Consider the following 20,662-nt stretch of genomic DNA (forward strand, 5'->3'; position numbering starts at 1 on the left):
GTCGCGGCAAGCACCTGGTTGTGACACCAGCCCCATCTTCTGACGGGCAACTGCTGAAGGTGCAGCAGTGCATTCGCCAAAGAGAGCGCCTTCACGTGCCGCCCCTGCACGCTACCCGATGACAATCCGACTGGGAAGATGCCCACGACGCGGCCGCGGCGCCCCCACTGCGCCCCTATTTGGCACGCCGCAGCGTTGAAAAGTCGGGCAAAGGGGCGCGTTTCTTTCGGCCCTCGCAACGGTTGGCTGGGTTCGAAAAAATACCACAATAGATCGCGATTAGGGCGATTCGTATAAGATGTGGTATCGTCGCGCATTTTTTGTAGAGTTGGCGCAAAATTCACAACAACATAGAATATTACTTGTACGAACTCGGCTTAATGAGAACAAAACTAAGGAAGCATTCCGGAATCTTGCTACTGATCACATTTCAGTATCTGCTAAGATAGCCCGTGCTGATTCCGAATTATTAAGCATTTGCAAAATTCAATCCTGCGATATTGGGATTTGTCCTTGTCATAGGCTGACTCGGATGCATTTCTTGGAAGCACAGCCGCGTCAGCGGATCGTTGAAACATGCTTGGGCGGACGGGGCACTAAGCATGGAGAGGAATATTGACACTCGCTAATGCGGCGGCCCCCGCTGGGAGCGTTCCCTCCCACGTAAGAGATTACGGCAACCGTCGGCTAAGTCGTCGAATGCATCGACCACAGCCTGGCTCTCGTTTGATGGCCGGCGAAGCTTTGCCCTCCTCCGATTGGCGCCAGCCTTCGCGGCAAAAGCGGGGATCGCCGCCTGCAATGGCCTTCCGATATGGACGATGTCCGCCGCCAGCCAGTCGGAGGAATGAATCATGAAACTCGTAATCTGTGCGGCCTTGGCCACTGCTTTGATGGCGATCGTCGGTTGTACCACCGACGACTACGATGGTTGTCGCGGAAAGGGCTGCCTGGTTGATCGGTCCCATAAAGGGAGCCGGAAGATAGACGACCGGCCGCAGTTCGACAGGAACGGCAATCCCAACTTCGATACCAGGGGCCGTTACATCGGCTGCCATGGGCTCGGATGTAAAGTCGACGATCCTGATGACGGGGATCAAAGTATCGACGACAGACCGCAGTACGACAGAGAAGGCAATCCCAACTTCGATACGCAAGGCAACTACCAAGGCTGCCGCGGCATCGGCTGCGAGGTCGATACACCGGACGATGACAGTTCATCGAACGATGACGATTCCGATTAAGGGACTCGGGGGGGCGAACAAGGAGGAAGCCAATCATGTCTGAATTCAGCGGCCTGGTCCGGCGACGTGTCAAAATCGTCATGGTCGGCCTCACGGGGCTGGGAATGGCGCTGACGTCCGCTTTCGCTGCGAATAACGCCTGTGACGGTATAAAGGTCGAAGTGACGAAGGCGCGCAAGCAGGAATATGCCCCTCTCGTCGTCTCGGCGATGACCAATAAGTTCAAGCCCGCTCAGGCAAAGTTCTTCTCGATCATGGAGAGCGGCAGCTGGAGCGCCGCCTACGTCTCCACGCCGGTGAGCGACGACGGCGTGATGTTCTTCCAGACAGTCGACGGAAAGAAGCAGTTTCGCGACGTGTGGGGCGGCTATGCCGAGCCGTCGGAAAAACCTGAACTGGTATCCTGGGCGAAGAAGCTCGGAGCGCCGCAAGACCTGGCAAAGTGTTTTGCCGAGACAGTTACGGAACGACGGTGATGATCGCTGGAAATTGCCGCTGACCGTTGGTGCAGGGGGAGAATGATTGGTGAGCGCTCCGGGGCGCCGGGGCTCTGAGATCGACTCCAATCATCAGCTGCAGGATGTGCAAAATGCAAAGTCTTCGAAAATCCAGACTGATCGTGCAGTTCGCCCGTGCATTGGCAACGTCAGTGAAAATGACGGCCGTCGTAAGCGTAACCGTCCCGCAAACGATCAATATTGCGCATGCCAGCAAGTATGATCTGCCGAAACCCTACGTCTCCCGGGCTCTTGATGCGGTTCTGATACCGATCAATCACGCCTCTCGGCACCGCTACCAGATCCCGCCAAAACTTCGCGGGGTGTATGTCCTGGCTGTTGCACCCCATGGCATTGCCGCGCGGCAAGGTATCCGACCGGGTGACGTGCTTGCCACAGTGCGGCATCAACCGATTTCGACGCCGGTTGATGTCGACAGACTCGTTTGGGCCGCCCTTGCCGTGAGTGCCACCAGTTTCCTGTTTGGCGTGAACCGCGGGACAGAAGTCGCAGATGTCGTCGAGGTCAACACCAACATCACCGTCAACAACTTCAACACCAACATCTCGGTCGACAATATTTCGCAATGGACGAGCGTCGACAATCGAGAGGAGTGGACGCAGATCGTCGATGAGTATGACGACGAGATGGAGACGGGCCTCAATGATACGAGCTATCGCGAGGACGACTCGCAGCCTGGCGACGCCAATCCGGACGCAAATGTGTCTTCTCCCGATGCTGACGACGACGATACCAGCACCGATACTGACGACAATAGCCCGGCCGACAGTACCGACGACAACAGTTCCGATCAGGACGATTCGAGCGATCAGAACGACGATGAAAACTCAACGGACGGTGATGATGACAAGAACAGCACCGACACCGACGACGATAGCACGGATGACGATGCGTCGGATGACAGCACTGACAACAATGATTCCGACGATCAGGACGATTCCAGCGATCAGAATGACGATGACGACCCGTCGGCAGATGGTGAAGACGAAAACAGCACCGACAGTAATGACGATGCGTCGGATGACAGTAACGACGCTGACGGATCGGACGATGACGATGCCAACTAGCGGCGACCATGCCGGCAGTTCTAGACCGAGGACAATCGATGAAAACCGCGATGCTGACCGCTGCCATCGTTCTGGCCATGCCGGCTTTCGCATTTGCCCAGGACAAGTGCAACGACGCCGCCAAGGATCAGGCCGGCCCGAACGAGTGCGCCGATGCCGCGTCCAAGAAATCCGACAAGAAGCTCAACGAGCTTTACCAGCAGATCGAAACCCGCCTGAACGACGACGCGGATACCAGGACGCTTCTCGTTCAAGCACAGCGGGATTGGGTCAAATTTCGCGACGCCGAGTGCAGTTTCCAGACCGCGGGAGCGGCTGGAGGAAGCGTGATGCCAATGCTCATCGCGGAGTGCATGGACAGCCTGACGCAATCCCGTGTCAAAGATTTCGAGGGTTACCTGAAATGCAGGGAAGGCGATGCGAGTTGCCCCGTTCCGGCAGCGAACACATCACATGCCGTACCTGCCGTGGCCGATGAGAACGGCCAGGCCGGCCTTGCCCAGGCTGCCGACCCGATAACTATTCCATTGCAACATGTTAGGGGCCACGGAAGCGCTGACGTCGTTTATCACAATCTCGGGATTGCGTTGGGCATCAATGGTGCCAAGCCTCGTCTGTTCGAATTCGACACGGGGTCGGATGAGTTCAACGCCGAGATCGATTCGAGTGTCCCTGGCGTAGAGCCGGTGCACGGCAGCAAGCCCGAAATGTACGCCTATGGAGACGGCACCTATGGAGATTGGGTACAGCAGGTCCGGTTCGACAGCCTGTCCTATTACGATCCGGATGATCCCTCGCAGCCTGTCGTAATCTTCGACGGTGGCTATGGCGCCGGTCGGGTGGTGGATTACGTCTTCACCAAGGGTTTCGGCTATCTCAAGGATATGAAATTGACGCAAAAGCCCGTTGGCCACCGCGGCGATACGCCGGTCTATGCGGATCTTAATGCGCGCAAGAGCATGCAGAATGGCGAACCCGGTGGTTCGACGACGTTTTACGGTGTCTTTGGAGCCGGCGATTTTCTCGATGAGGGGGACGAGGCCGCCGCTCCCGCCAGTCAGACACAAAGCGGCTATGTGGTCTCGGCCAATGCAAATCTTGGAAAGAAGACGACACGGGGCTGCGCTCCCTGCCTGACGCTGAATTTGTCCCCCAGTCTGAGATCCCAGTTTACGGCCCTGATGCCCTGGGGCGAACTGGATTATGAATTCCGCCAGAGACGATTCCCGCGATCAGGCGCGAACGCATCCAATCACTACGAAGGGTCTTACCATTATACAATTTCTTTTGACTATAAGGGAAAGAAGCAGTCGGTTGATTTCAGTGGACCTGTTTTATTGGATACTGGATCGTCGACCTTTCTCGGTATCACCACAGAAGGCTTTTTTAATAAGCTTCGCTCGAAAGGATTTAAGCTTGATGAATATGATTATACGGTAGTCGATTTTAAGATTTTGGGATTTGAAGATAGTTTCAACAACAAGGAATACAGCGATGTCGTTATGGATCGACAAAGCGATGAGGAGGGGGGCAATGGAGTTGTTGTCGGGCTACCCTTCTTCCAGTCAAATTCCGTAATGTATGATCTGGAGAACAAGACGACCGCATATTCACCCTATTTTGTCAGCGCTGCTAACTTTACCACAGACGCGGCTGCCGAGGATCAAGTGCAGCTGAATCGCGCGACCAGCGATGCTGGAAGCAAAGGATGGCTCGGACTGGCCGGCATCATCTCCGGCGCCGGCGACTTCACGATCGAGAAGGATGCGGACGTGCGTATGACCGGGGCCAATACCTACACCGGCACAACCCATATCGCGGCCGATGGGTATCTTACTCTGGCCGGGCCGGGCAGCATCGAGCATTCCTCGCGCGTCATGGTCGACGGTGTGCTCAACATTGATCAGAAAGGAAACTACCTGAAGCCCTGGGGAGTGGCGCACTCCATGAACGATACGGCCATTCGCACCCTTAGCGGTAAAGGCGAGGTCTATCTGGGTGCGGGCAGACTGATCCTGACAGAAGCCGACGGGCAATTTGATGGAACCATCGCGAACTATGATGACGCCGGCGACAGCGGCGGCCTCGTGGTCGCCGGTGGCAAGCTGACGCTGAGCGGCAAGAACAAATATTCGGGCATGACGGAAGTGGCGGCGGGAGCGGAGTTGCACGTGACCGGCTCTTTGACCGGTGACGTTTCCGTCTCGGGACTGCTTGTCGTTGACGGAGAGGTCTCCGGCGAAGTCATGGTCAAGGAGGGCGGCACGCTGACCGGCTCAGGAAAGGTCGGCAACGTCACGGTCGCCGAAGGTGGCAAAGCTGATCCAATGAAAACCAGATAATCAGGCCATGGGCCGATCGTGGCAATAACGGACAGCTGACGAGAACATAGGGCGGGGCTGAGCAACTTAAGAGCTTGACTGCAACCGGAAAGGGAAATCGATGAAAATCGCGATACTGACTGCTGCCGTGGTTCTGGCTGCGCCGACATTCGCCCTTGCCAAGGACAAGTGCGCCGATGCCAAGGATCAGGCCACCATGAACCAGTGCTTCGGTGCCGAGTTCCAAAAATCCGACAAGAAGCTCAATGAGCTTTACAAGCAGATCGAAGCCCGCCTGAAGGACGATGCGGATACCAAGAAGCTTCTTGTTCAGGCACAGCGGGATTGGGGCAAGTTTCGCGACGCGGAGTGCAGTTTCCAGACCGCAGGCGCGGCCGGAGGAAGCATGATGCCAATGCTCATCGCGCAGTGCATGGACGGCCTGACGCAATCCCGTGTCAAAGGTTTCGAAGGCTATCTGAAATGCCAGGAAGGCGACATGAGCTGCCCTGTTCCGGCCGCGAACTGACACGTGCCACAGCTGATCTGATCACGATGATGTCGGCGGCGAGCGTGATGTCGCCGCCAGACATGAAAGGATGCGAGGGGCATCATCATTGCGTGAGGGACTTGAGGGAGGTGGATTATGAAACGCTATGGATCGTCGCTCGCATTGACAATTGCGGCATCTGTACTGTTGGCATGTGTCGTGCCGGCAACAGCCCAGACTGACATGAGCTTCGACATCAACGTCACGCTTTCCAAAAAGGCAGCCGCCAAGCTCGCGGCTGAAAAGGAGCGGATCGTTGTCTTCGCCTCCTATTACGGCGACCCGAAGAGGAGCGCCGAGAAGCGTGTAAACGAAATCGGCCAGATCGATCTCACGCCGCAGGACGAAGAGGTGGAGATACCGGGTACAGCGGGCCACGCTCACATCAGCGGCACAAAGGTCGACACGAAGCGTCTCGATTGGCTTGCCGGCCCCCCCGAGGTCAACGTCAACGTTGCGTCGGCGCGCAAGAGCAGTCCGGACAATCTGCTCAGCTGCGACTTCATCGACGGTCCACTAGGCGATGCCCAAAGGAAGACTGTGACGCTTCATTGCGGATTGATCGAAGAACATGTGGACACGAAGTTGAAGCCATAAGGCTTACAAATCATGCGCCTCGCCACCGGCGCCAACGTACATTACTCGCGGCATGACCTGCTTACTTCAGGGAGACAAAGATTCTCATGCGCCCGCTGTTCGCTATCTGTTTCGGCCTGGTCATCATGTCCTTGCCTGCGACCGCCCATGCCGAGCGCCGTTGTGGTTGGTACTCCAGCCCGACACCCGGCAACCTCGTCCTGACCGACAGTGACGGGGATTGGTGGATCCAGATGCAGGGACGACCGGATCCCAAAGGCATCGACAATGTGCCGGCCTTTGACGAGCGGCAATTCGTCGAGACCAATGTGCCTGGTTCGGGTCACGGCTACGGATGTGCGTGCATGAACGTCGTAACCAACGCCAAGCAACAGAAGATCACCAGAGTGATCTCGGGCCAAATCCTTCCGCTGCTGCGCTGTCGCAACGACAGATTGCTGCCTAACCCGGACGGATAGTTATTAGATATCTTGTGGATGCCATGGCTGACGGTAGGGCAGCCTAGAGCATTGGATCAAGAAAAAGCCCGGCAAACCGGGCTTTTTCTTGGGTCTCTGAAACCGCATCAATCGGTTCGAAACGGGAATTTGGTGCCCAGAAGAGGACTCGAACCTCCACTCCTTGCGGAACACGGACCTGAACCGTGCGCGTCTACCAATTCCGCCATCTGGGCTGGTGCGCGCTCATTAAGCGGGCGAGGGATGAGTGTCAACGCGCTTTTTTGAAAGCCGCGTTCCTTCTCCGGCTCAATGCTCCAGCACTTCTTTCGACGCCACCGTGGAATCGGCGTTGAGCGTGTAGATGATCGGTACACCGGTGCCGAGCTCGAGCTTGACGATCTCCTCGCCCGATTTGCCGTCCAGCGCCATGATCAGCGCGCGCAGCGAATTGCCGTGCGCCGCCACCAGCACGGTGCCGCCGCGCAGCACATGCGGTTGCAGATCGTGCAGGTAATAGGGCCAGACGCGCGCGCCGGTGTCCTTCAGGCTTTCACCGCCGGGCGGCGGCACGTCATAGGAGCGGCGCCATATATGCACCTGCTCCTCGCCCCATTTCTTGCGCGCATCATCCTTGTTGAGGCCGGAGAGATCGCCATAGTCGCGCTCGTTCAGCGCCTGGTCGCGAACGGTCTCGAGATCGCTCTGGCCAACGGCGTCGAGAATATGCTGGCAGGTCTTCTGCGCCCGGATCAGCGACGACGTGAAGGCGATGTCGAACTTCATGCCGCGCGCCCTGAGCTTGGCGCCGGCCGCCTTGGCTTCGGCATGGCCCAGTTCGGTCAGGTCGACGTCGCGCCAGCCGGTAAATAGGTTCTTCAGGTTCCATTCGCTCTGGCCATGGCGCACGAGCACGAGAGTTCTCGACATATTTGCTCCTTCAAATTTTGTGAATCAGCCAAATCTTGTGGATCAGCCAAGTCTGTGGATCAGCCAAGTCTGTGGATCAGCTTGTCAGGCCGAGCACGTCCCGCATCGAATAGAGGCCCGGCTTGCGGCCGCGCGCCCACAGGGCTGCCTTGACCGCGCCACGGGCAAAGATCGCCCGGTCCTCGGCATGATGGGCAAGCGTGATGCGCTCGCCGGTACCGGCCAGCACCACACTGTGGTCGCCGACCACCGAGCCGCCGCGCAAGCTGGCGAAACCGATCGAGCCTGCCTTGCGCACGCCGATATGGCCGTCGCGCACGCGAACATCGTTGCCGGCAAGTGCTACACCACGCCCGGCAGCGGCGGCTTCGCCGAGCAGCAGCGCCGTGCCCGATGGCGCATCGACCTTGTGCCGGTGGTGCATTTCCAGGATCTCGATGTCGAAATCGTCGGCATCGAGCGCGCGCGCCGCCTGTTCCACCAGCACCGCCAGCAGATTGACGCCGAGGCTCATATTGCCTGACTTGACGATCGTCGCGTGCCGTGCCGCCGCCGCGATCCCGGTATTGTCTTCGGCCGAGCAGCCGGTGGTGCCGATGATATGGGCGATGCGCGCCTGCGCCGCGTAGCCGGCGAATTCGACGGTCGCCGCCGGCGTAGTGAAATCGAGCACGCCGTCGGCCTTGGCGAAGGCCGGCAGCGGATCGTCGCCGATCGCCACCTCGAGCCTGCCGACGCCGGCCAGCTCGCCGGCGTCCTTGCCGATATGGGGCGAACCGGCCCGCTCGATCGCGCCGGCGACGCGGGCGCCCGGTATCGTGTGGATGGCGCGGATCAGCGCCTGGCCCATGCGGCCGGCCGCGCCCACCACCACCAGGCCCATTTCACTAACGGTCGGCGTGTCACTCATGAATGTCTCCCGGCCGCCATTTTCGCGCGACCATTTTCCGCCGCACTCTGGATTGGCTCGCCGTCATCGACAAGCCCCAGCCCCTTCCTGCCTTGCACCCGGTGGAACCGGGCATAGACGCTGTGCGGGTCAGCCATCAACGAGGCATGCGTGCCTTGTTCGACCAGCCGGCCCTGCTCCAGCACGATGATATGGTCGGCATTGACCACCGTCGACAGCCGGTGCGCGATGACAATGGTGGTGCGCCCTTCCATGACATGGGTCAGCGCTTCCTGGACGCGGGCCTCGGCCTCGTTGTCGAGCGCCGAGGTGGCTTCATCGAGCAGCAGGATCGGCGCCTGCCGAACGATAGCGCGTGCAATCGATACACGCTGGCGCTGGCCGCCCGACAGCGTCACGCCGTTCTCGCCGACCGGCGTGTCGTAGCCTTGCGGCTGCTGGCGGATGAAATCGTCGGCCGCGGCCTGTTGCGCGGCGCGTTCAATCTCGGCGTCCGTGGCGCTCAGCCTGCCGTAGCGGATGTTGTCGCGGATGGTGCCTTCGAACAGATAAGGCTGCTGTGAAACATAGGCGATCGAGCCGCGCAGCGAATGCTTGGTGACCTTTGAAATGTCCTGGCCGTCGATTTCGATGCTGCCCGACTCGACGTCGTGGAAGCGCTGCAGCAGCGCAACCAGCGTCGTCTTGCCGGCGCCCGAGGCGCCGACGATGGCGGTCACCTTGCCGGCGGCGGCGACAAAGCTCAAATCCTGCAGGACCGGCGCCTCTTCGACATAGCGGAAGGACACGTTGTTGAAGCGCACTTCGCCAGAGGTGAATTTCGCCTCGGCGGCTCCCGGCACGTCACCCTGCTGCGGCTCGAGGTCGAGAAGCTCGTAGATCATGCGCGCATTGACCAGCGACTTTTCCATGCCGACCTGCATACGCGCCAGCCGCCTAGCGGGGTCATAGGCAAGCAGCAGGGCGGTGATGAAGGCAAACACCGCGCCCGGCGGCTGGCCGCCGACGGTCGCCCGGTAGCCGGAATAGGCGATGACACCGGCGACGGCGAAGCCGGCCAGCATTTCGGAGATCGGCGTCAGCCGTTCCGAGACGCGGGCGATCTTGTTTGCCCGCTGCTCGGCGCCCGCGACGAGGCCGCCGATGCGGCGCGACAGCTCGTCTTCCAGGGTGAAGGCCTTGACGATAGCGATGCCTTGCGTCGCTTCCTGCATCGCGCCGATCAGCCGCGAGTTGATCTGCACCGATTCACGGGTGATGCGACGCACCCGGCGCATCAGATAGGTGACACTGTAGATCAAGGGCGGCCCGACCAGCAGCGACATCGCCGAGAGCATCGGGTCCTGCCAGATCATGACGCCAACCAGCGCGACAAGCGATACGGCATCGCGCGCCAGCGATGTCAGCGTCATCGACAGGAGATCGCGGATGCCGTTGACGTTCTCGTTGATCTGCGCGGCGAGCCGGCCCGAGCGGGTGTCGTTGAAGAAGCTGACGCCGAGCTTCATCAGGTGGTCGAAGATGCGGCGTTGATAGCGCGCCACCAGATTGTTGCCGATTTTGGCCAGCGTCACTGCCTGGCCGTAGCTGGCCAGCCCGCGCAGCATGAAGGCGGCCAGGATCGACACGCTGATCAGCGCGATAAGATCGCCGCGCTGTTGGTAGAAGATCTGATCGATGACATCCTTCATGATCCAGGCTGTGAAGGCGGTTGTCGCCGCGATCGTCACCAGGCAAAGCACGGCAAGAGCATAGTACCAGCGATAATCGCGGCTGTTCTCGGCGACGATGCGGCGAATCACCGCCACGATCTCGCTGGGACGGACTTTCCCTTTAGTTGGTGCTGGAAGTGTCAAGTTGGAGCGCTTTGTGGTTTCGGTCCGGCCGGGCTGCAATTCGGCAACCTCTTAACGCTCCAATGGCGGCTTGCCTATGGCCGAGGACGGCGAAACTTCGTCGCGGCGCAGCTTGTATTCTAGACCCGCCAGCGCCGCCCCGCCGTCTGCACGCCGAACACCGACGGATTTCTGGCATAGGCGGCCAGCCCTAAAAGCGCCGCCAGCGGATGGGTGATGACATAGACCGGCATGCTGCGCATCAGGGCGCTGTGCGGCGCCTTGTCCTCGAAGGCGGCGCGGAAATTGCCGATGCGCAGCGCCGGCAGGATTTTTTGCGCGATGCCGCCGGTGAGGAAAACACCGCCGCGGCTCATGAACACCAGAGCGAGGTCGCCGGCGGTGCGTCCCAGGCAGGTGACGAAGATCGACAGCGCCTCTTCGGCCACCGGATCGTTCTTTGCCAGCGCCGCGGCGGTGACCTCGGCCGGCGTGGTGAAGGGCGACGGCTTGCCGTCCGCCTTGGCTACCGCCCGGTAGGCATTGACCAGGCCGCGCCCGGACAGGATCTGTTCGCCGGAGATGCGGCCCTCGAGCTTCTCGATATGCGGAAACACCTGGAAATCGCGCGGCGAGCGCGGCCCGATATCCATATGGCCGCCCTCGCCGGGCACCGGTATCCAGTGATGCAGCGCATAGACCAGTCCGGCGACGCCGAGCCCGGTTCCCGGGCCGAGCACCACCCGCCCGGAATTCGGTTCCGGCTCGTCGCCGCCGATCTTTTCCATATGCTCTTCGCCGAGCGCGACGACAGCCAGCGCCTGTGCCTCGAAGTCGTTGAGCACCACGACGTCGCTGAGACCGAGACTGGCGAACATCTGTCTCGGCTTGACGATCCATGGGCAATTGGTAAGCGGGATCTCGTCGCTCTCGACAGGGCCTGCTACCGCCAGCACAGCTGAATTCGGCCGGACCGACGAGCGGTCGAGCACGGCCGCCTGGATCGCCTCGTCTATCGTATTGAAGTTGGCGGTCTGGACGATCGTCGGCTCGCCGGCCTCGGAATTCGCGTCGAGCACAATCGAGAAGCGCGCATTGGTGCCGCCTATGTCACCGATCAGGATCGGAAATCGCAACAGAGTGTCGTCGTCGCTTACGCCTGGCATGCTCTCGTCCGTTCCCGACGCGTATCGCCGTTCTCTCGTTGACTAGCGCATGACCGCAAAAAGGGAAATCGGTTTTCGAAGTGGAGATGCACGGATGCAGACAGCAAACACGCTGCCCGCATCAGTGCCCCGGTCGTGGCCGCGGCAGCGGAATGCCGATCTCGGGGGTCGCCACAAAGGCGTTCGCCGAGGCCGGAAGCGCTGCCGCGCCGGCTGCGACCGTCGGCGGCGGCGAAGGTTCTGCCGCGAGAGCGGGTTCTGCCGCGATCGGTACGCCGTCGCCATAGTAGGTGACTGCTTCGGCCGTGGCCGGAGCCGGCGCGTCGAGCACGAACTGGCATTGCCTGGGCAGGTTCGCCATCGTCATCACGTCGCGTGCCTTCGGCTTGTCCGGGTTCTTGTTGGGGCGCCACGGCCCCTCGGTGAACCACCAGGCCAGCGCCTGGTCGCAGCCATCGCCCGGCGCCGTCGCTTCCTGCGCCTTGCAGTCGGGTGATCCAGCCTGGCAGCCGATGCGAATGTGGAAGTGGTAGTCGTGGCCCCAGAACGGCCTGACCTTGCGCAACCAGCTGCGGTCGCCTTTGACCGTGTCGCAGAGCTTCTTCTTGATCCCTGGATTGACCAGGATGCGCTCGACTTCGGGATAGCTCGCGGCGCGCTTCAACAGCCGCGTGTGCATCGGCGTCCACAGGCCGTCCTTCACCAGATGGGTTTTTTCATCGACCATCAAGGTAGCGCTGATGTTTTCGCGCTCTTCGGCCGAGAGCTTGCGGTCGGGCATCGGCGTCAGCCAGATGTCGGCGTCGAGGCCGATCTGGTGCGAGGCATGGCCGGTCAGCATCGGCCCGCCGCGCGGCTGCGAAATGTCGCCGATCAACAGGCCCGGCCAGCCGTCGGCAGCGGCGTCGCGCGACAGTTTCTCGATCAGCGCGATCATTGCCGGATGGCCCCAGCGGCGATTGCGCGACGGTCGCATCACCTCCCAGTGCCGGCCGTCCATGGGCAGGGCGACGCCGCCGGAAAAACAGCCTTTGGAATAAAAGCCGATCGATTGCGCTGTTGCGATTGCCGGCAGCTCTTTGGCGCCAAACAGGTCTTTTGCCCGTTGCTCGGCGCTCGCCGTCTGCGCTGCAAGCGTCAGGCCGGCGACGGCCAGAGCTGCCGTCAGCAGCAGTGTTTTGCCCGGCAAGGCTCGCTTTAACGTCTTTCCCAAGCTGGACCCCTCCGCGATTTGAACCGCATCATACCACGCCCCGCGCAGCGTATCGATCATGACCGTTTCATCGGGCTGCGCGCCTCGCCGTCGCGCCAGTCGCCGCTCGCCCACATGGCATCGAGCGCCGAGCGATAGTCGGGGAAGCGAAACCCATAGCCGGCCGCCTTGATCGCCGCGTTGGCGACACGCTTGTTCTCGCCGTAGAAGGACCGCGCCATGGGCGAAAGTTGGGCGGTCTCGAACGGAATTTCGGGCGGCGGCTCGATGCCCATCAATTGGGCGGCATAGGCGACGACGTCCTGCGGCGGCGCCGGCAGGTCGTCGGTGACGTTGAAGATGCCGCCGCGATTGCCTTCGGCCAGATGCCAGAGCGCGCCGGCAATGTCGTCGCAATGGATGCGGTTGAACACCTGGCCAGGCTTGACCAACCGCCGGGCGGTGCCGTTTTCCAGATTGACCAAGGCGTTGCGGCCTGGCCCATAAATGCCGGAAAGCCGCAGGATCGCCGCCGGCCGGCCGACGTCGTGGCCCAGTTTCAGCCAATCCTGCTCGGCGGCAACCCTCATCGCTGATCGCTTCGATACTGGCCGGCATTCGGCGGCCTCGTCCACCCAATTGCCGCCATGGTCGCCATAGACGCCGACGGTGGAGAGATAGGCGATCCATTCGAGCTCCGGCATGTTGGCCGCGATCTCCTCGCGTGCCGCGCCCAGCACCGGGTCGCCGGCCTCGTCCGGCGCGACCGAGACGACGAGATGGGTTGTCTTCCCAAGCGCATCGCCGATTTCGGAGGTCAGCGTGCCATCGAAACGCAGCGGCACGATACCGGCTTGCCGCAGCGCCGCGAATTTTTCCAGCAACCGTGTTGTACCGAAGATCGCTGTGTCGGCATCCCTGTTGGCGCGGGCGAAGGCCTTGCCCGAATAACCGGCGCCGAAGATGAAAATCTGCTTTTTTGTCATGTATGCGCCTCGATCGGCTTTGGCAGGGCCAGAAGCCATTCGCCTCTCACCGCCTCGTCATCTTCTGCTTGCAAAGCGGCTGCGGCACGTTCGGCAAATTCCCGACCCGGCACCAGCCGCGACAGCGCCCATACCGCAGGTCCGCGAACCAGGGGCGAGGCGTCGTCGAGCAGCGCGCGAACGGCGCCGGCCAGCGACAAGTCCTGGGAATTGCCGGCCGCTATCAGCACGTTGCGGATAAAACGGGCGCGGCCGATACGCTTGACCGGCGAGCCCGAAAAAAGCACGCGGAAGGCAGCGTCGTCGAGGCGCAGCAGCTCGGCGATCGGCGGTTCGCGCAAGTCCGCGCGGGCGGCAAGCTTTGCCTCCGAAGCGGCTTGGGCGAACTTGTTCCACGGGCAGGCGGCCAGGCAGTCGTCGCAGCCATAGATACGATTGCCGATCTTTTCCCGGAACTCATGCGGGATCGGTCCTTTGTTCTCGATGGTGAGGTATGAAATGCAGCGCCGCGCATCGAGCCGGTAAGGCGCCGGAAAGGCATCCGTCGGGCAAACGTCGAGGCAGGCCCGGCAGGAGCCGCAATGGTCGTCCTCAGGCGCGTCCGGCACCAGTTCGGCCGTCGTGAAGATGGTGCCGAGGAACAGCCAGGAGCCATGCGTTCGGCTGACCAGGTTGGTGTGCTTGCCTTGCCAGCCGAGGCCGGCCGCCTCGGCCAGCGGCTTTTCCATCACCGGCGCGGTGTCGACAAACACTTTCACGTCCCCGCCGGCGCGTGCCACGATCTTGCCGGCGATCTCCTTCAGCCGGCCTTTCATCACGTCATGATAGTCGCGGTTCTGCGCATAGGCCGAGATCGCGCCGCGGTCGCGCTTTGCCAGGATGTCGCGTGGGTCGTGGTCGGGGCCGTAATTCATCGCCAGCACGATGATCGAGCGGACCTCTGGCCAAAGCGTCGTCGGTTTGCCTCGCCGCTCGAGCGTTTCGGCAATCCAGCCCATCGAGCCGTGAAAACCGTCGGCAACGAATTCGGCCAGCCGTTCCGGCGCCTGCGGAATCGCATCGGGCGTGGTGACGGCAACGGCGTCGAAGCCGGCGTTCCGCGCCTCGCGGTCGATCAGCGCGCGCAGCTTTGCCGTATCAGAAATCGAGGTCCGCATAATGTGACACCGGCGACAGGCCGCGCACCCGGTCGGACAGAAGCGGCCGGAACGAAGGCCGTGATTTCACCCTTGTATACCATTCGCGCGCGGCGCTGTGTTCGCGCCAGTCGATCTCGCCGAGATAATCGAGCACCGACAGTGCTGCCGCCGCCGCGAGATCGGCATAGGTGACCTTGTTGCCGGCCAGCCAGTGACGGGTGCCGGCCAGCCAGTTGGTGTATTTCATGTGCTGGCGGATATTGGCGCGGGCGGCGCGGATCGCCGCCGAATCGGGCGAGCCGCCGCCTGCCGTTTCCGGCATGACCGGCTTCAGAACGCGCTCGCGAACCAGATGCCGGGTAACCTCGCTTTCCGCCTTGTTGAGGTACCAGTCGGTCAGCCGGCGGATTTCGGCGCGCTCCATCGGATCCTCGGCGAATAGCCGCTTGTCGCGCTTGAGTACGCCGCGCGTCTCGTCGAGATATTCGGCAATGACCACTGCGCCGACGATCGGCACGTCGCCTTCGGCGAGCAGGATCGGCAGCGTGCCGGCCGGGTTCAGCGCCAGGAACTCCTTGCGCCGCGTCCACGGCTTCTCTTCGATCAGCGCCAGTTCCTCGCCATACTCGCCAAAGGCGAGGCGGACGAAGCGGCAGCTGGCGAACATCGGATGGTGGAAAAGCGTCAGCATGGTCCCGCGATAATAAAGCGCACTGGCAAATGGCCGGCTGCGCCGGTAAGTCTTGGCCGCCCGATTCAGCGGGCTGTCAGGGTGCTGCGACCTATAGGGGGAGTTCCGCGCCGTGACAAGCAAGCCCTTTTCTCAAGCCCTCACTCCAACGCCGAGGTTGCCATGGAAAGCCAGACCGTCGTCGAAGCGCTGCTGCTCGGCATGCTCGAGGGCCTGACCGAGTTTATTCCGGTGTCTTCAACCGGTCATATCCTGCTTGCCGGCCATTTCCTCGGCTTTCATTCGACCGGCAAGGCCTTCGAGATCCTGATCCAGCTCGGCGCCATATTGGCGATCCTCAGCGTCTATTTCCGCCGTCTCTGGAAGATGCTGCTCGAGTTGCCCTACGATCGGCTGACGCGGCATTTCGTCCTTGGCATTCTCATCGCATTCCTGCCGGCGGCCATTATCGGCGCACTGGCGCATGACTTCATCAAGACGGTGCTGTTCGAATCGCCGCGGCTGATCTGCATCATGCTGATCATCGGCGGTGTCATCCTGCTGCTGGTCGATCGCATGAAGCCGAAGCCGTATTACCACGATGTCGAGCGGTTTCCGACCAGGCTTTATCTGCAGATCGGGCTGTTTCAGTGCTTGTCGCTAATCCCCGGCACGTCGCGCTCGGGTTCGACCATCGTCGGCGCGCTGCTGCTCGGGGTCGACAAACGGGCGGCGGCGGAATTCTCATTCTTCCTCGCCATACCGACGATGGTCGGCGCCTTCGCCTTCGACCTGTTCAAGAACCGCAATGTGCTGAGCAGCGCCGACCTGCCCATCATCGCCGTCGGTTTCGTCGCCGCCTTCGTCACGGCATTGATCGTCGTGCGCTTCCTGCTCGACTACGTCTCGCGCCACGGCTATGCGCTGTTCGGCTGGTGGCGGCTGGTCGTCGGCATCGTCGGGCTGGCGGGGCTGGCAATCTGGGGGTGAGCCGGCGCGGATAGCGCAATCCCAGCCGGAACTCTATTCTTGCCCGAAGCCGAGCCATACGATCTTGTGGACGTATGGTTGGCAGGGGGAATGCATGAGCGAAGTTCTTGACGCCCTCGTTATTGGCGCCGGTCCGGCGGGACTCGGCGTCAGTTACTTCTTGAAACGGCAGGACCGCGACCACCGCGTGCTCGATCGAGGCCGGATCGGCGAGACGTGGCGAACGCAGCGGTGGAACTCGTTTCGACTGAATTCGCCGACCATTCGCTCCATCTTACCCGGTGATTCCTACGAGGGGCCCGAGCCGTGGGGCGCGATAAGCCACCACGAATTTGTCGCGTATCTCGAAGGCTATGCCGAGCGGCACCGCCTGCCGGTAAGCACCCAAACTCCGGTGCAAGAGCTGACGAGAGACGACGGGATCTTTCGCATCACCACGACGGACGGGGCATTTCTGGCGCGCAACGTGGTGATCGCCACCGGCGACCAGAATCGGCAGGTCCGGCCAGCAGGGTCGGCGGATTTGCCAACCGCAATTGGCCAAGTCGATTCCTCGGCTTATCGCAACCCGGCCGAGTTCGAGAGTGGCGCGGTGCTGGTGGTCGGCAGCGGCCAGTCGGGCGGCCAGATCGCCGAGGATCTGGCGTTGGCAGGACGTGTGGTCTTTTGGCGACCAGCCGCAACGGCCGTTGGGTGCGGCGCTACCGCGGGGGCAACATACTTAAATGGCTGACGCTGTCCGGTTTTCTCGACGTTCCGCGCAAGGAACTCGTCCTCCCCTCCGGCAAGCTGCAGGCCCGCGCGCTGGTCGGCGCGACGCACACGATCAGTTTGCAATCGCTGAGTGCGCAAGGCGTGGTGCTGCTCGGCCGCTTCAGGGGAGTGGAGAATGGCAGCCTCGTCTTCGGCGACGAGCTCGACGACCATATGCGATTTGCCGACGAAGTCTCCGCGAATGCCAAGCGCCTGGTTGACGAGTACATCGAGCGCGCCGGCCTCGATGCGCCACTGGCCGAGGATGATCCAGCCGAGACGATTGAACCGCGCTTGCCCGATCCTCCGATCCGCTCCCTCGACTGGACGGCGAGCGGCATCAGATCAGTGATCTGGTGCACCGGCTTCACCGGCCATTTCATGGGTTCGGCTTCCCGGCGCGCTCGATGCAGCCGGCCAGCCCGTCCACGAGGATGGCGTCGGCGCTGTTCCAGGTCTCTTTTTCGCCGGCCTCGATTTCGGATCGACGCGGAAGTCGGGCACCATACCGGCCATTCCAGAGGAGGCGGCCGCCGTCGTGGAGCGACTTGTCCAAGCGGGAGCCGACTTGCCACGGAACGGCGTCTAAACGAGCCGTCGAACGCGGGTTCTTGAACGTGCAAGAACATGACAGCTCTGGCGCGATCAAGACGACGCACGCTGCCTTTTGTCGAAGCGCACCGACAATTTTCCGTAGTCCATTGGTGCGACAGCCAGAAATCGCGGGCACCTTCGATACGGCGCCCCGATTCGCGGCCGACTGCATCCATTGCCTCCATCAGCGTGCGGCGGCCTTGACCTTGGCTGGTCGTCGACGTGCTGACAGCACTGGCCATATGGGACGAGCCGGCGCAGTCGTTCGGAATGGTCGACCTGGAGACGCCAAAGGAGGTGCGTCAAGGCGCGCGATCGGTCAGCGCGTTCGCACCTTCCTCCGCGGCGCAATGTGCGCAGCAGTAGATGATGTCATCCTGTTCGACGCCATGTCCGATGATCCGGCATCCGCAATGCGGACATATCGGAGCAAGTTTCTGGACCGCGCATTCGAAGCTGTCGAATGTGTAGGTCTCGTCGGCCATCGTCACGTTGAAAGCCTTATCGTAGTCATTCCCGCATTGATCGCATCTGGCCATAGTTCTTTTCCTTCTTTCACGGGCTTCAAGCTCGACCAACCTGTCGCGCGGCGATAGGTTCCCGCCAGGATCAGGGGGCCGTCCTAAGGCGGAGACGAGCGCGAGCCTAGGCCACGGCGCTGTTCGATCGCACGGATCACCTCGTCGATATCCCGCGGCTCGATATCGAGTTCCTTCAGGCCAGGCGCGTCGATTGCTGCCACATTGTCCTGACGCATAAGATCGATCTGGTTGCGCGTTATGGGGGCAGCCGGGAGGAGTTCCGCGACGCCAGCCAAGGCGTTCCATACCGCAAACGGCACCGGCATCAGCTTGACGTGCGTATCGAGCTGTCGGGCGATCTCCCGAAGCAGTTCCTTATAGGTATAGATGCGCGGGCCACCGAATTCGAATATGGATGAACCCTGGGTTCGCCCGTCGATCAGCCGGCTCACTGCTTCTGCGACGTCTGCCACATAGACCGGCTGAAGCCGTGTGCCACCATCGCCGAACAGCGGATAGACCGGCAGGAGGCGTATCATCCTCACAATGGTCGTGAGGAAAGCGTCGTCAGGTCCCGTCATGACGGCGGGACGCACAATGAAAGCGCCGGGAAATGCGCTTTCCACGGCACCTTCTCCGCGCCCACGCGCCCTTATGTAATTCGAATCCGATTGAGGATCGGAGCCGATCCCTGAAATCTGGACGAACTGGTCGATCGCGCGGTCGCGCGACGCGGCAGCGAGATCGGCCGCGGCTTTCACATGCACGCGTTCAAAGGTCTGGACGCCCTGCTCGACGTAAAGACTGACGGCATTCACGACCGCCTGTGATCCGGTAATGGCCGACCCGATCGAGGACGCATCCAATATATCCGCCTCGACTGCTTCGGGCATCCTTGTAATCGAGGAAAAGACCAAGGCCACGCGAGCCGGATGGCGAGATGCGGCGCGCACCGTGAAACCTCTTTCCAGGAGCCGCTTCACGATCCTGCGCCCGAGAAAGCCAGTTCCGCCGAACACGGTGACGATCCGTTCCGGGTTGAGATCGTCGGGATCCATTTACCTCGCCATCCCTTTGTCCTCGCATAGCTACCACGAGGACTGCCCTGGCCGGCATTTGAACCAGCCCGTCGAACATCAGGACGATTGGGGAACAACGCAGGAACGGTTTTGTTCCAGTCAGCGCTGGGCGGATGCTTGACAGATCGGCAAACCATGATCTGAACCGCAGGCGCAGCAAAACGGCCCCACTTCGGGAATAGCCTAGTTCCGCCCGTAGAAAACGTTCTCGACATGCACCGGCCAGCGCCACGGCAGCACCGCCATCATGTCGAAGCGCACCGATAATTTTCCGTAGTCGGATTGGCGCGACAGCCAGAAATCGGCGGCGCCTTCGATGCGGTGCTCCGATTCGCGACCGACGGCTTCCATTGCCTCCATCAGCGTGCGGCGCGCCTTGACCTCGACGATCAGCACCAGATCGCCACGCCGCGCGATCAGGTCGATCTCGCCGAACCTGGTGCGGTGGCGGCGGGCAAGAATTCGGTAGCCTTTCAGCATCAGCGCCGCCGCCGCCAGCCATTCGCCGTGATGGCCGCGCCGGTAGGCCTTTTGCCGGCTGGCGCTCGGCCGTTCAGCCATCGCCGTCTCTTCCGGCATTCTTGAGGTCGAGCAGCCGACGATAGAGCGTCTGCTTCTGGCCACCCGTCATCTTGGCGGCTTCCGCCGCTGCCTTGGAGGCCGGCATCTCGGCGGCGAGCGAAAGCAGCAGCCGGTCGATGTCTTCAGGCTCATCAGCGACAACATCCGCCAGGCCGACGCAGATGACGATTTCGCCTTTCGGCGTATCAGCTGCGGCGTAATGGCTGGCGAGCGACTGCAGGGTGCCGGTCCGCATCTCCTCGAAGGTCTTGGTCAGCTCGCGGCCGATGGCCGCCTTGCGGGCACCGCCCAGCACCTCGACCATGGCACTGAGCGTCTCGGCCAGCCGGCGCGGCGATTCGAAGAAGATCAACGTTGCCGGCACCGCCTTCAGCGCTTCCAGCCGCGTCAGCCGCTGCCCGGTCTTCACCGGCAGGAAGCCGGCAAACAGAAACGCGTCCGAGGGCAGGCCGGATGCCGTCAAAGCGGCAAGTGCTGCTGATGGGCCGGGGATCGGCACGACACGAATGCCGCGTTCCAGCGCCTCACCGACCAGCCGGTAGCCGGGGTCGGAGATGAGCGGCGTGCCGGCATCCAAGATC

Annotated in this window: 22 protein-coding genes and 1 tRNA gene; 10 read left to right on the forward strand and 13 right to left on the reverse strand. The window is 61.6% G+C overall.

Annotation, left to right across the window (positions count from 1 at the left end):
• Nucleotides 1–854 precede the first annotated feature (854 nt).
• From NKJ32_RS28640 to NKJ32_RS28670, 7 genes are all read left to right on the forward strand, one after another.
• Complete coding sequence (locus NKJ32_RS28640) at nucleotides 855–1,244, forward strand: hypothetical protein (protein ID WP_352575394.1); 390 nt, start codon at nucleotides 855–857, stop codon at nucleotides 1,242–1,244.
• Between the two features lie 35 nt (nucleotides 1,245–1,279).
• Nucleotides 1,280–1,720, forward strand: a complete 441-nt coding sequence (locus NKJ32_RS28645) for a hypothetical protein (RefSeq protein ID WP_352697391.1) — start codon at nucleotides 1,280–1,282, stop codon at nucleotides 1,718–1,720.
• A 113-nt stretch (nucleotides 1,721–1,833) separates the two neighbouring features.
• On the forward strand, nucleotides 1,834–2,829 hold the full coding sequence (locus NKJ32_RS28650) for a PDZ domain-containing protein (RefSeq protein ID WP_156937405.1): 996 nt from the start codon (nucleotides 1,834–1,836) through the stop codon (nucleotides 2,827–2,829).
• Between the two features lie 38 nt (nucleotides 2,830–2,867).
• Entirely contained in the window at nucleotides 2,868–5,171 is a 2,304-nt protein-coding gene (locus NKJ32_RS28655) for a lysozyme inhibitor LprI family protein (protein WP_352829588.1), read from the forward strand.
• A gap of 100 nt (nucleotides 5,172–5,271) precedes the next feature.
• Nucleotides 5,272–5,679, forward strand: a complete 408-nt coding sequence (locus NKJ32_RS28660) for a lysozyme inhibitor LprI family protein (protein WP_023678958.1) — start codon at nucleotides 5,272–5,274, stop codon at nucleotides 5,677–5,679.
• 204 nt (nucleotides 5,680–5,883) lie between these two features.
• A complete protein-coding gene (locus NKJ32_RS28665) occupies nucleotides 5,884–6,297 on the forward strand; it encodes a hypothetical protein (RefSeq protein ID WP_023678959.1) in 414 nt (137 codons plus the stop codon).
• An 86-nt stretch (nucleotides 6,298–6,383) separates the two neighbouring features.
• Complete coding sequence (locus tag NKJ32_RS28670) at nucleotides 6,384–6,755, forward strand: DUF4087 domain-containing protein (RefSeq protein ID WP_023678960.1); 372 nt, start codon at nucleotides 6,384–6,386, stop codon at nucleotides 6,753–6,755.
• A 130-nt stretch (nucleotides 6,756–6,885) separates the two neighbouring features.
• Here NKJ32_RS28670 and NKJ32_RS28675 read toward each other — a convergent pair.
• From NKJ32_RS28675 to NKJ32_RS28715, 9 genes are all read right to left on the reverse strand, one after another.
• Nucleotides 6,886–6,970, reverse strand: a tRNA-Leu gene (locus tag NKJ32_RS28675).
• A 73-nt stretch (nucleotides 6,971–7,043) separates the two neighbouring features.
• On the reverse strand, nucleotides 7,044–7,664 hold the full coding sequence (locus NKJ32_RS28680) for a 2,3-bisphosphoglycerate-dependent phosphoglycerate mutase (RefSeq protein ID WP_023678961.1): 621 nt from the start codon (nucleotides 7,662–7,664) through the stop codon (nucleotides 7,044–7,046).
• A gap of 76 nt (nucleotides 7,665–7,740) precedes the next feature.
• Nucleotides 7,741–8,574, reverse strand: coding sequence for a 4-hydroxy-tetrahydrodipicolinate reductase (gene dapB / locus NKJ32_RS28685; protein WP_352829591.1), 834 nt, complete (start codon nucleotides 8,572–8,574; stop codon nucleotides 7,741–7,743).
• Nucleotides 8,571–10,430 carry an ABC transporter ATP-binding protein gene (locus NKJ32_RS28690; RefSeq protein ID WP_352755896.1) on the reverse strand — a complete coding sequence of 620 codons (1,860 nt, stop codon included), beginning with the start codon at nucleotides 10,428–10,430 and terminating at the stop codon, nucleotides 8,571–8,573. The genes dapB and NKJ32_RS28690 overlap by 4 nt, the downstream gene beginning before the upstream one ends.
• 119 nt (nucleotides 10,431–10,549) lie before the next feature.
• Entirely contained in the window at nucleotides 10,550–11,575 is a 1,026-nt protein-coding gene (locus NKJ32_RS28695) for a glucokinase (protein ID WP_352570181.1), read from the reverse strand.
• A gap of 121 nt (nucleotides 11,576–11,696) precedes the next feature.
• Nucleotides 11,697–12,788 carry a penicillin-insensitive murein endopeptidase gene (mepA, locus tag NKJ32_RS28700; RefSeq protein ID WP_031212369.1) on the reverse strand — a complete coding sequence of 364 codons (1,092 nt, stop codon included), beginning with the start codon at nucleotides 12,786–12,788 and terminating at the stop codon, nucleotides 11,697–11,699.
• A 56-nt stretch (nucleotides 12,789–12,844) separates the two neighbouring features.
• Nucleotides 12,845–13,753 carry an SDR family oxidoreductase gene (locus tag NKJ32_RS28705; RefSeq protein ID WP_352570185.1) on the reverse strand — a complete coding sequence of 303 codons (909 nt, stop codon included), beginning with the start codon at nucleotides 13,751–13,753 and terminating at the stop codon, nucleotides 12,845–12,847.
• On the reverse strand, nucleotides 13,750–14,910 hold the full coding sequence (queG, locus tag NKJ32_RS28710; RefSeq protein WP_023678967.1) for a tRNA epoxyqueuosine(34) reductase QueG: 1,161 nt from the start codon (nucleotides 14,908–14,910) through the stop codon (nucleotides 13,750–13,752). The genes NKJ32_RS28705 and queG overlap by 4 nt, the downstream gene beginning before the upstream one ends.
• On the reverse strand, nucleotides 14,891–15,583 hold the full coding sequence (locus NKJ32_RS28715; RefSeq protein WP_023678968.1) for a glutathione S-transferase family protein: 693 nt from the start codon (nucleotides 15,581–15,583) through the stop codon (nucleotides 14,891–14,893). The genes queG and NKJ32_RS28715 overlap by 20 nt, the downstream gene beginning before the upstream one ends.
• Before the next feature lie 162 nt (nucleotides 15,584–15,745).
• Here NKJ32_RS28715 and NKJ32_RS28720 point away from each other — a divergent pair, with 162 nt between their 5' ends.
• The 3 genes from NKJ32_RS28720 to NKJ32_RS28730 all read left to right on the forward strand — a co-directional run bounded on the left by NKJ32_RS28720 (nucleotide 15,746) and on the right by NKJ32_RS28730 (nucleotide 17,920).
• Nucleotides 15,746–16,552 carry an undecaprenyl-diphosphate phosphatase gene (locus tag NKJ32_RS28720; RefSeq protein ID WP_352473563.1) on the forward strand — a complete coding sequence of 269 codons (807 nt, stop codon included), beginning with the start codon at nucleotides 15,746–15,748 and terminating at the stop codon, nucleotides 16,550–16,552.
• Between the two features lie 94 nt (nucleotides 16,553–16,646).
• A complete protein-coding gene (locus NKJ32_RS28725) occupies nucleotides 16,647–17,285 on the forward strand; it encodes an NAD(P)-binding domain-containing protein (protein ID WP_352755898.1) in 639 nt (212 codons plus the stop codon).
• Complete coding sequence (locus tag NKJ32_RS28730) at nucleotides 17,219–17,920, forward strand: hypothetical protein (protein WP_352829594.1); 702 nt, start codon at nucleotides 17,219–17,221, stop codon at nucleotides 17,918–17,920. Before NKJ32_RS28725 ends, NKJ32_RS28730 begins: the two co-directional genes overlap by 67 nt.
• Nucleotides 17,921–18,201: 281 nt before the next feature.
• Here NKJ32_RS28730 and NKJ32_RS28735 read toward each other — a convergent pair whose 3' ends face one another.
• The 4 genes from NKJ32_RS28735 to rsmI form a co-directional block, all read right to left on the reverse strand.
• Nucleotides 18,202–18,438: a metallothionein gene (locus NKJ32_RS28735; protein ID WP_502899038.1), complete on the reverse strand. Its 237-nt coding sequence runs from the start codon at nucleotides 18,436–18,438 to the stop codon at nucleotides 18,202–18,204.
• An 83-nt stretch (nucleotides 18,439–18,521) separates the two neighbouring features.
• Nucleotides 18,522–19,478 carry a complex I NDUFA9 subunit family protein gene (locus NKJ32_RS28740; RefSeq protein ID WP_352755905.1) on the reverse strand — a complete coding sequence of 319 codons (957 nt, stop codon included), beginning with the start codon at nucleotides 19,476–19,478 and terminating at the stop codon, nucleotides 18,522–18,524.
• Nucleotides 19,479–19,682: 204 nt separating this feature from the next.
• Nucleotides 19,683–20,060 (reverse strand): YraN family protein, encoded by a 378-nt coding sequence (locus NKJ32_RS28745; protein WP_352570191.1) that lies wholly within the window; start codon nucleotides 20,058–20,060, stop codon nucleotides 19,683–19,685.
• Nucleotides 20,053–20,662 (reverse strand): 16S rRNA (cytidine(1402)-2'-O)-methyltransferase (gene rsmI / locus NKJ32_RS28750; protein WP_352829597.1); only part of this gene is annotated, 610 nt, incomplete at its 5' end. The genes NKJ32_RS28745 and rsmI, both read right to left, overlap by 8 nt.

This window comes from Mesorhizobium sp. M0159, from assembly GCF_040322295.1.
Classification (GTDB): domain Bacteria; phylum Pseudomonadota; class Alphaproteobacteria; order Rhizobiales; family Rhizobiaceae; genus Mesorhizobium.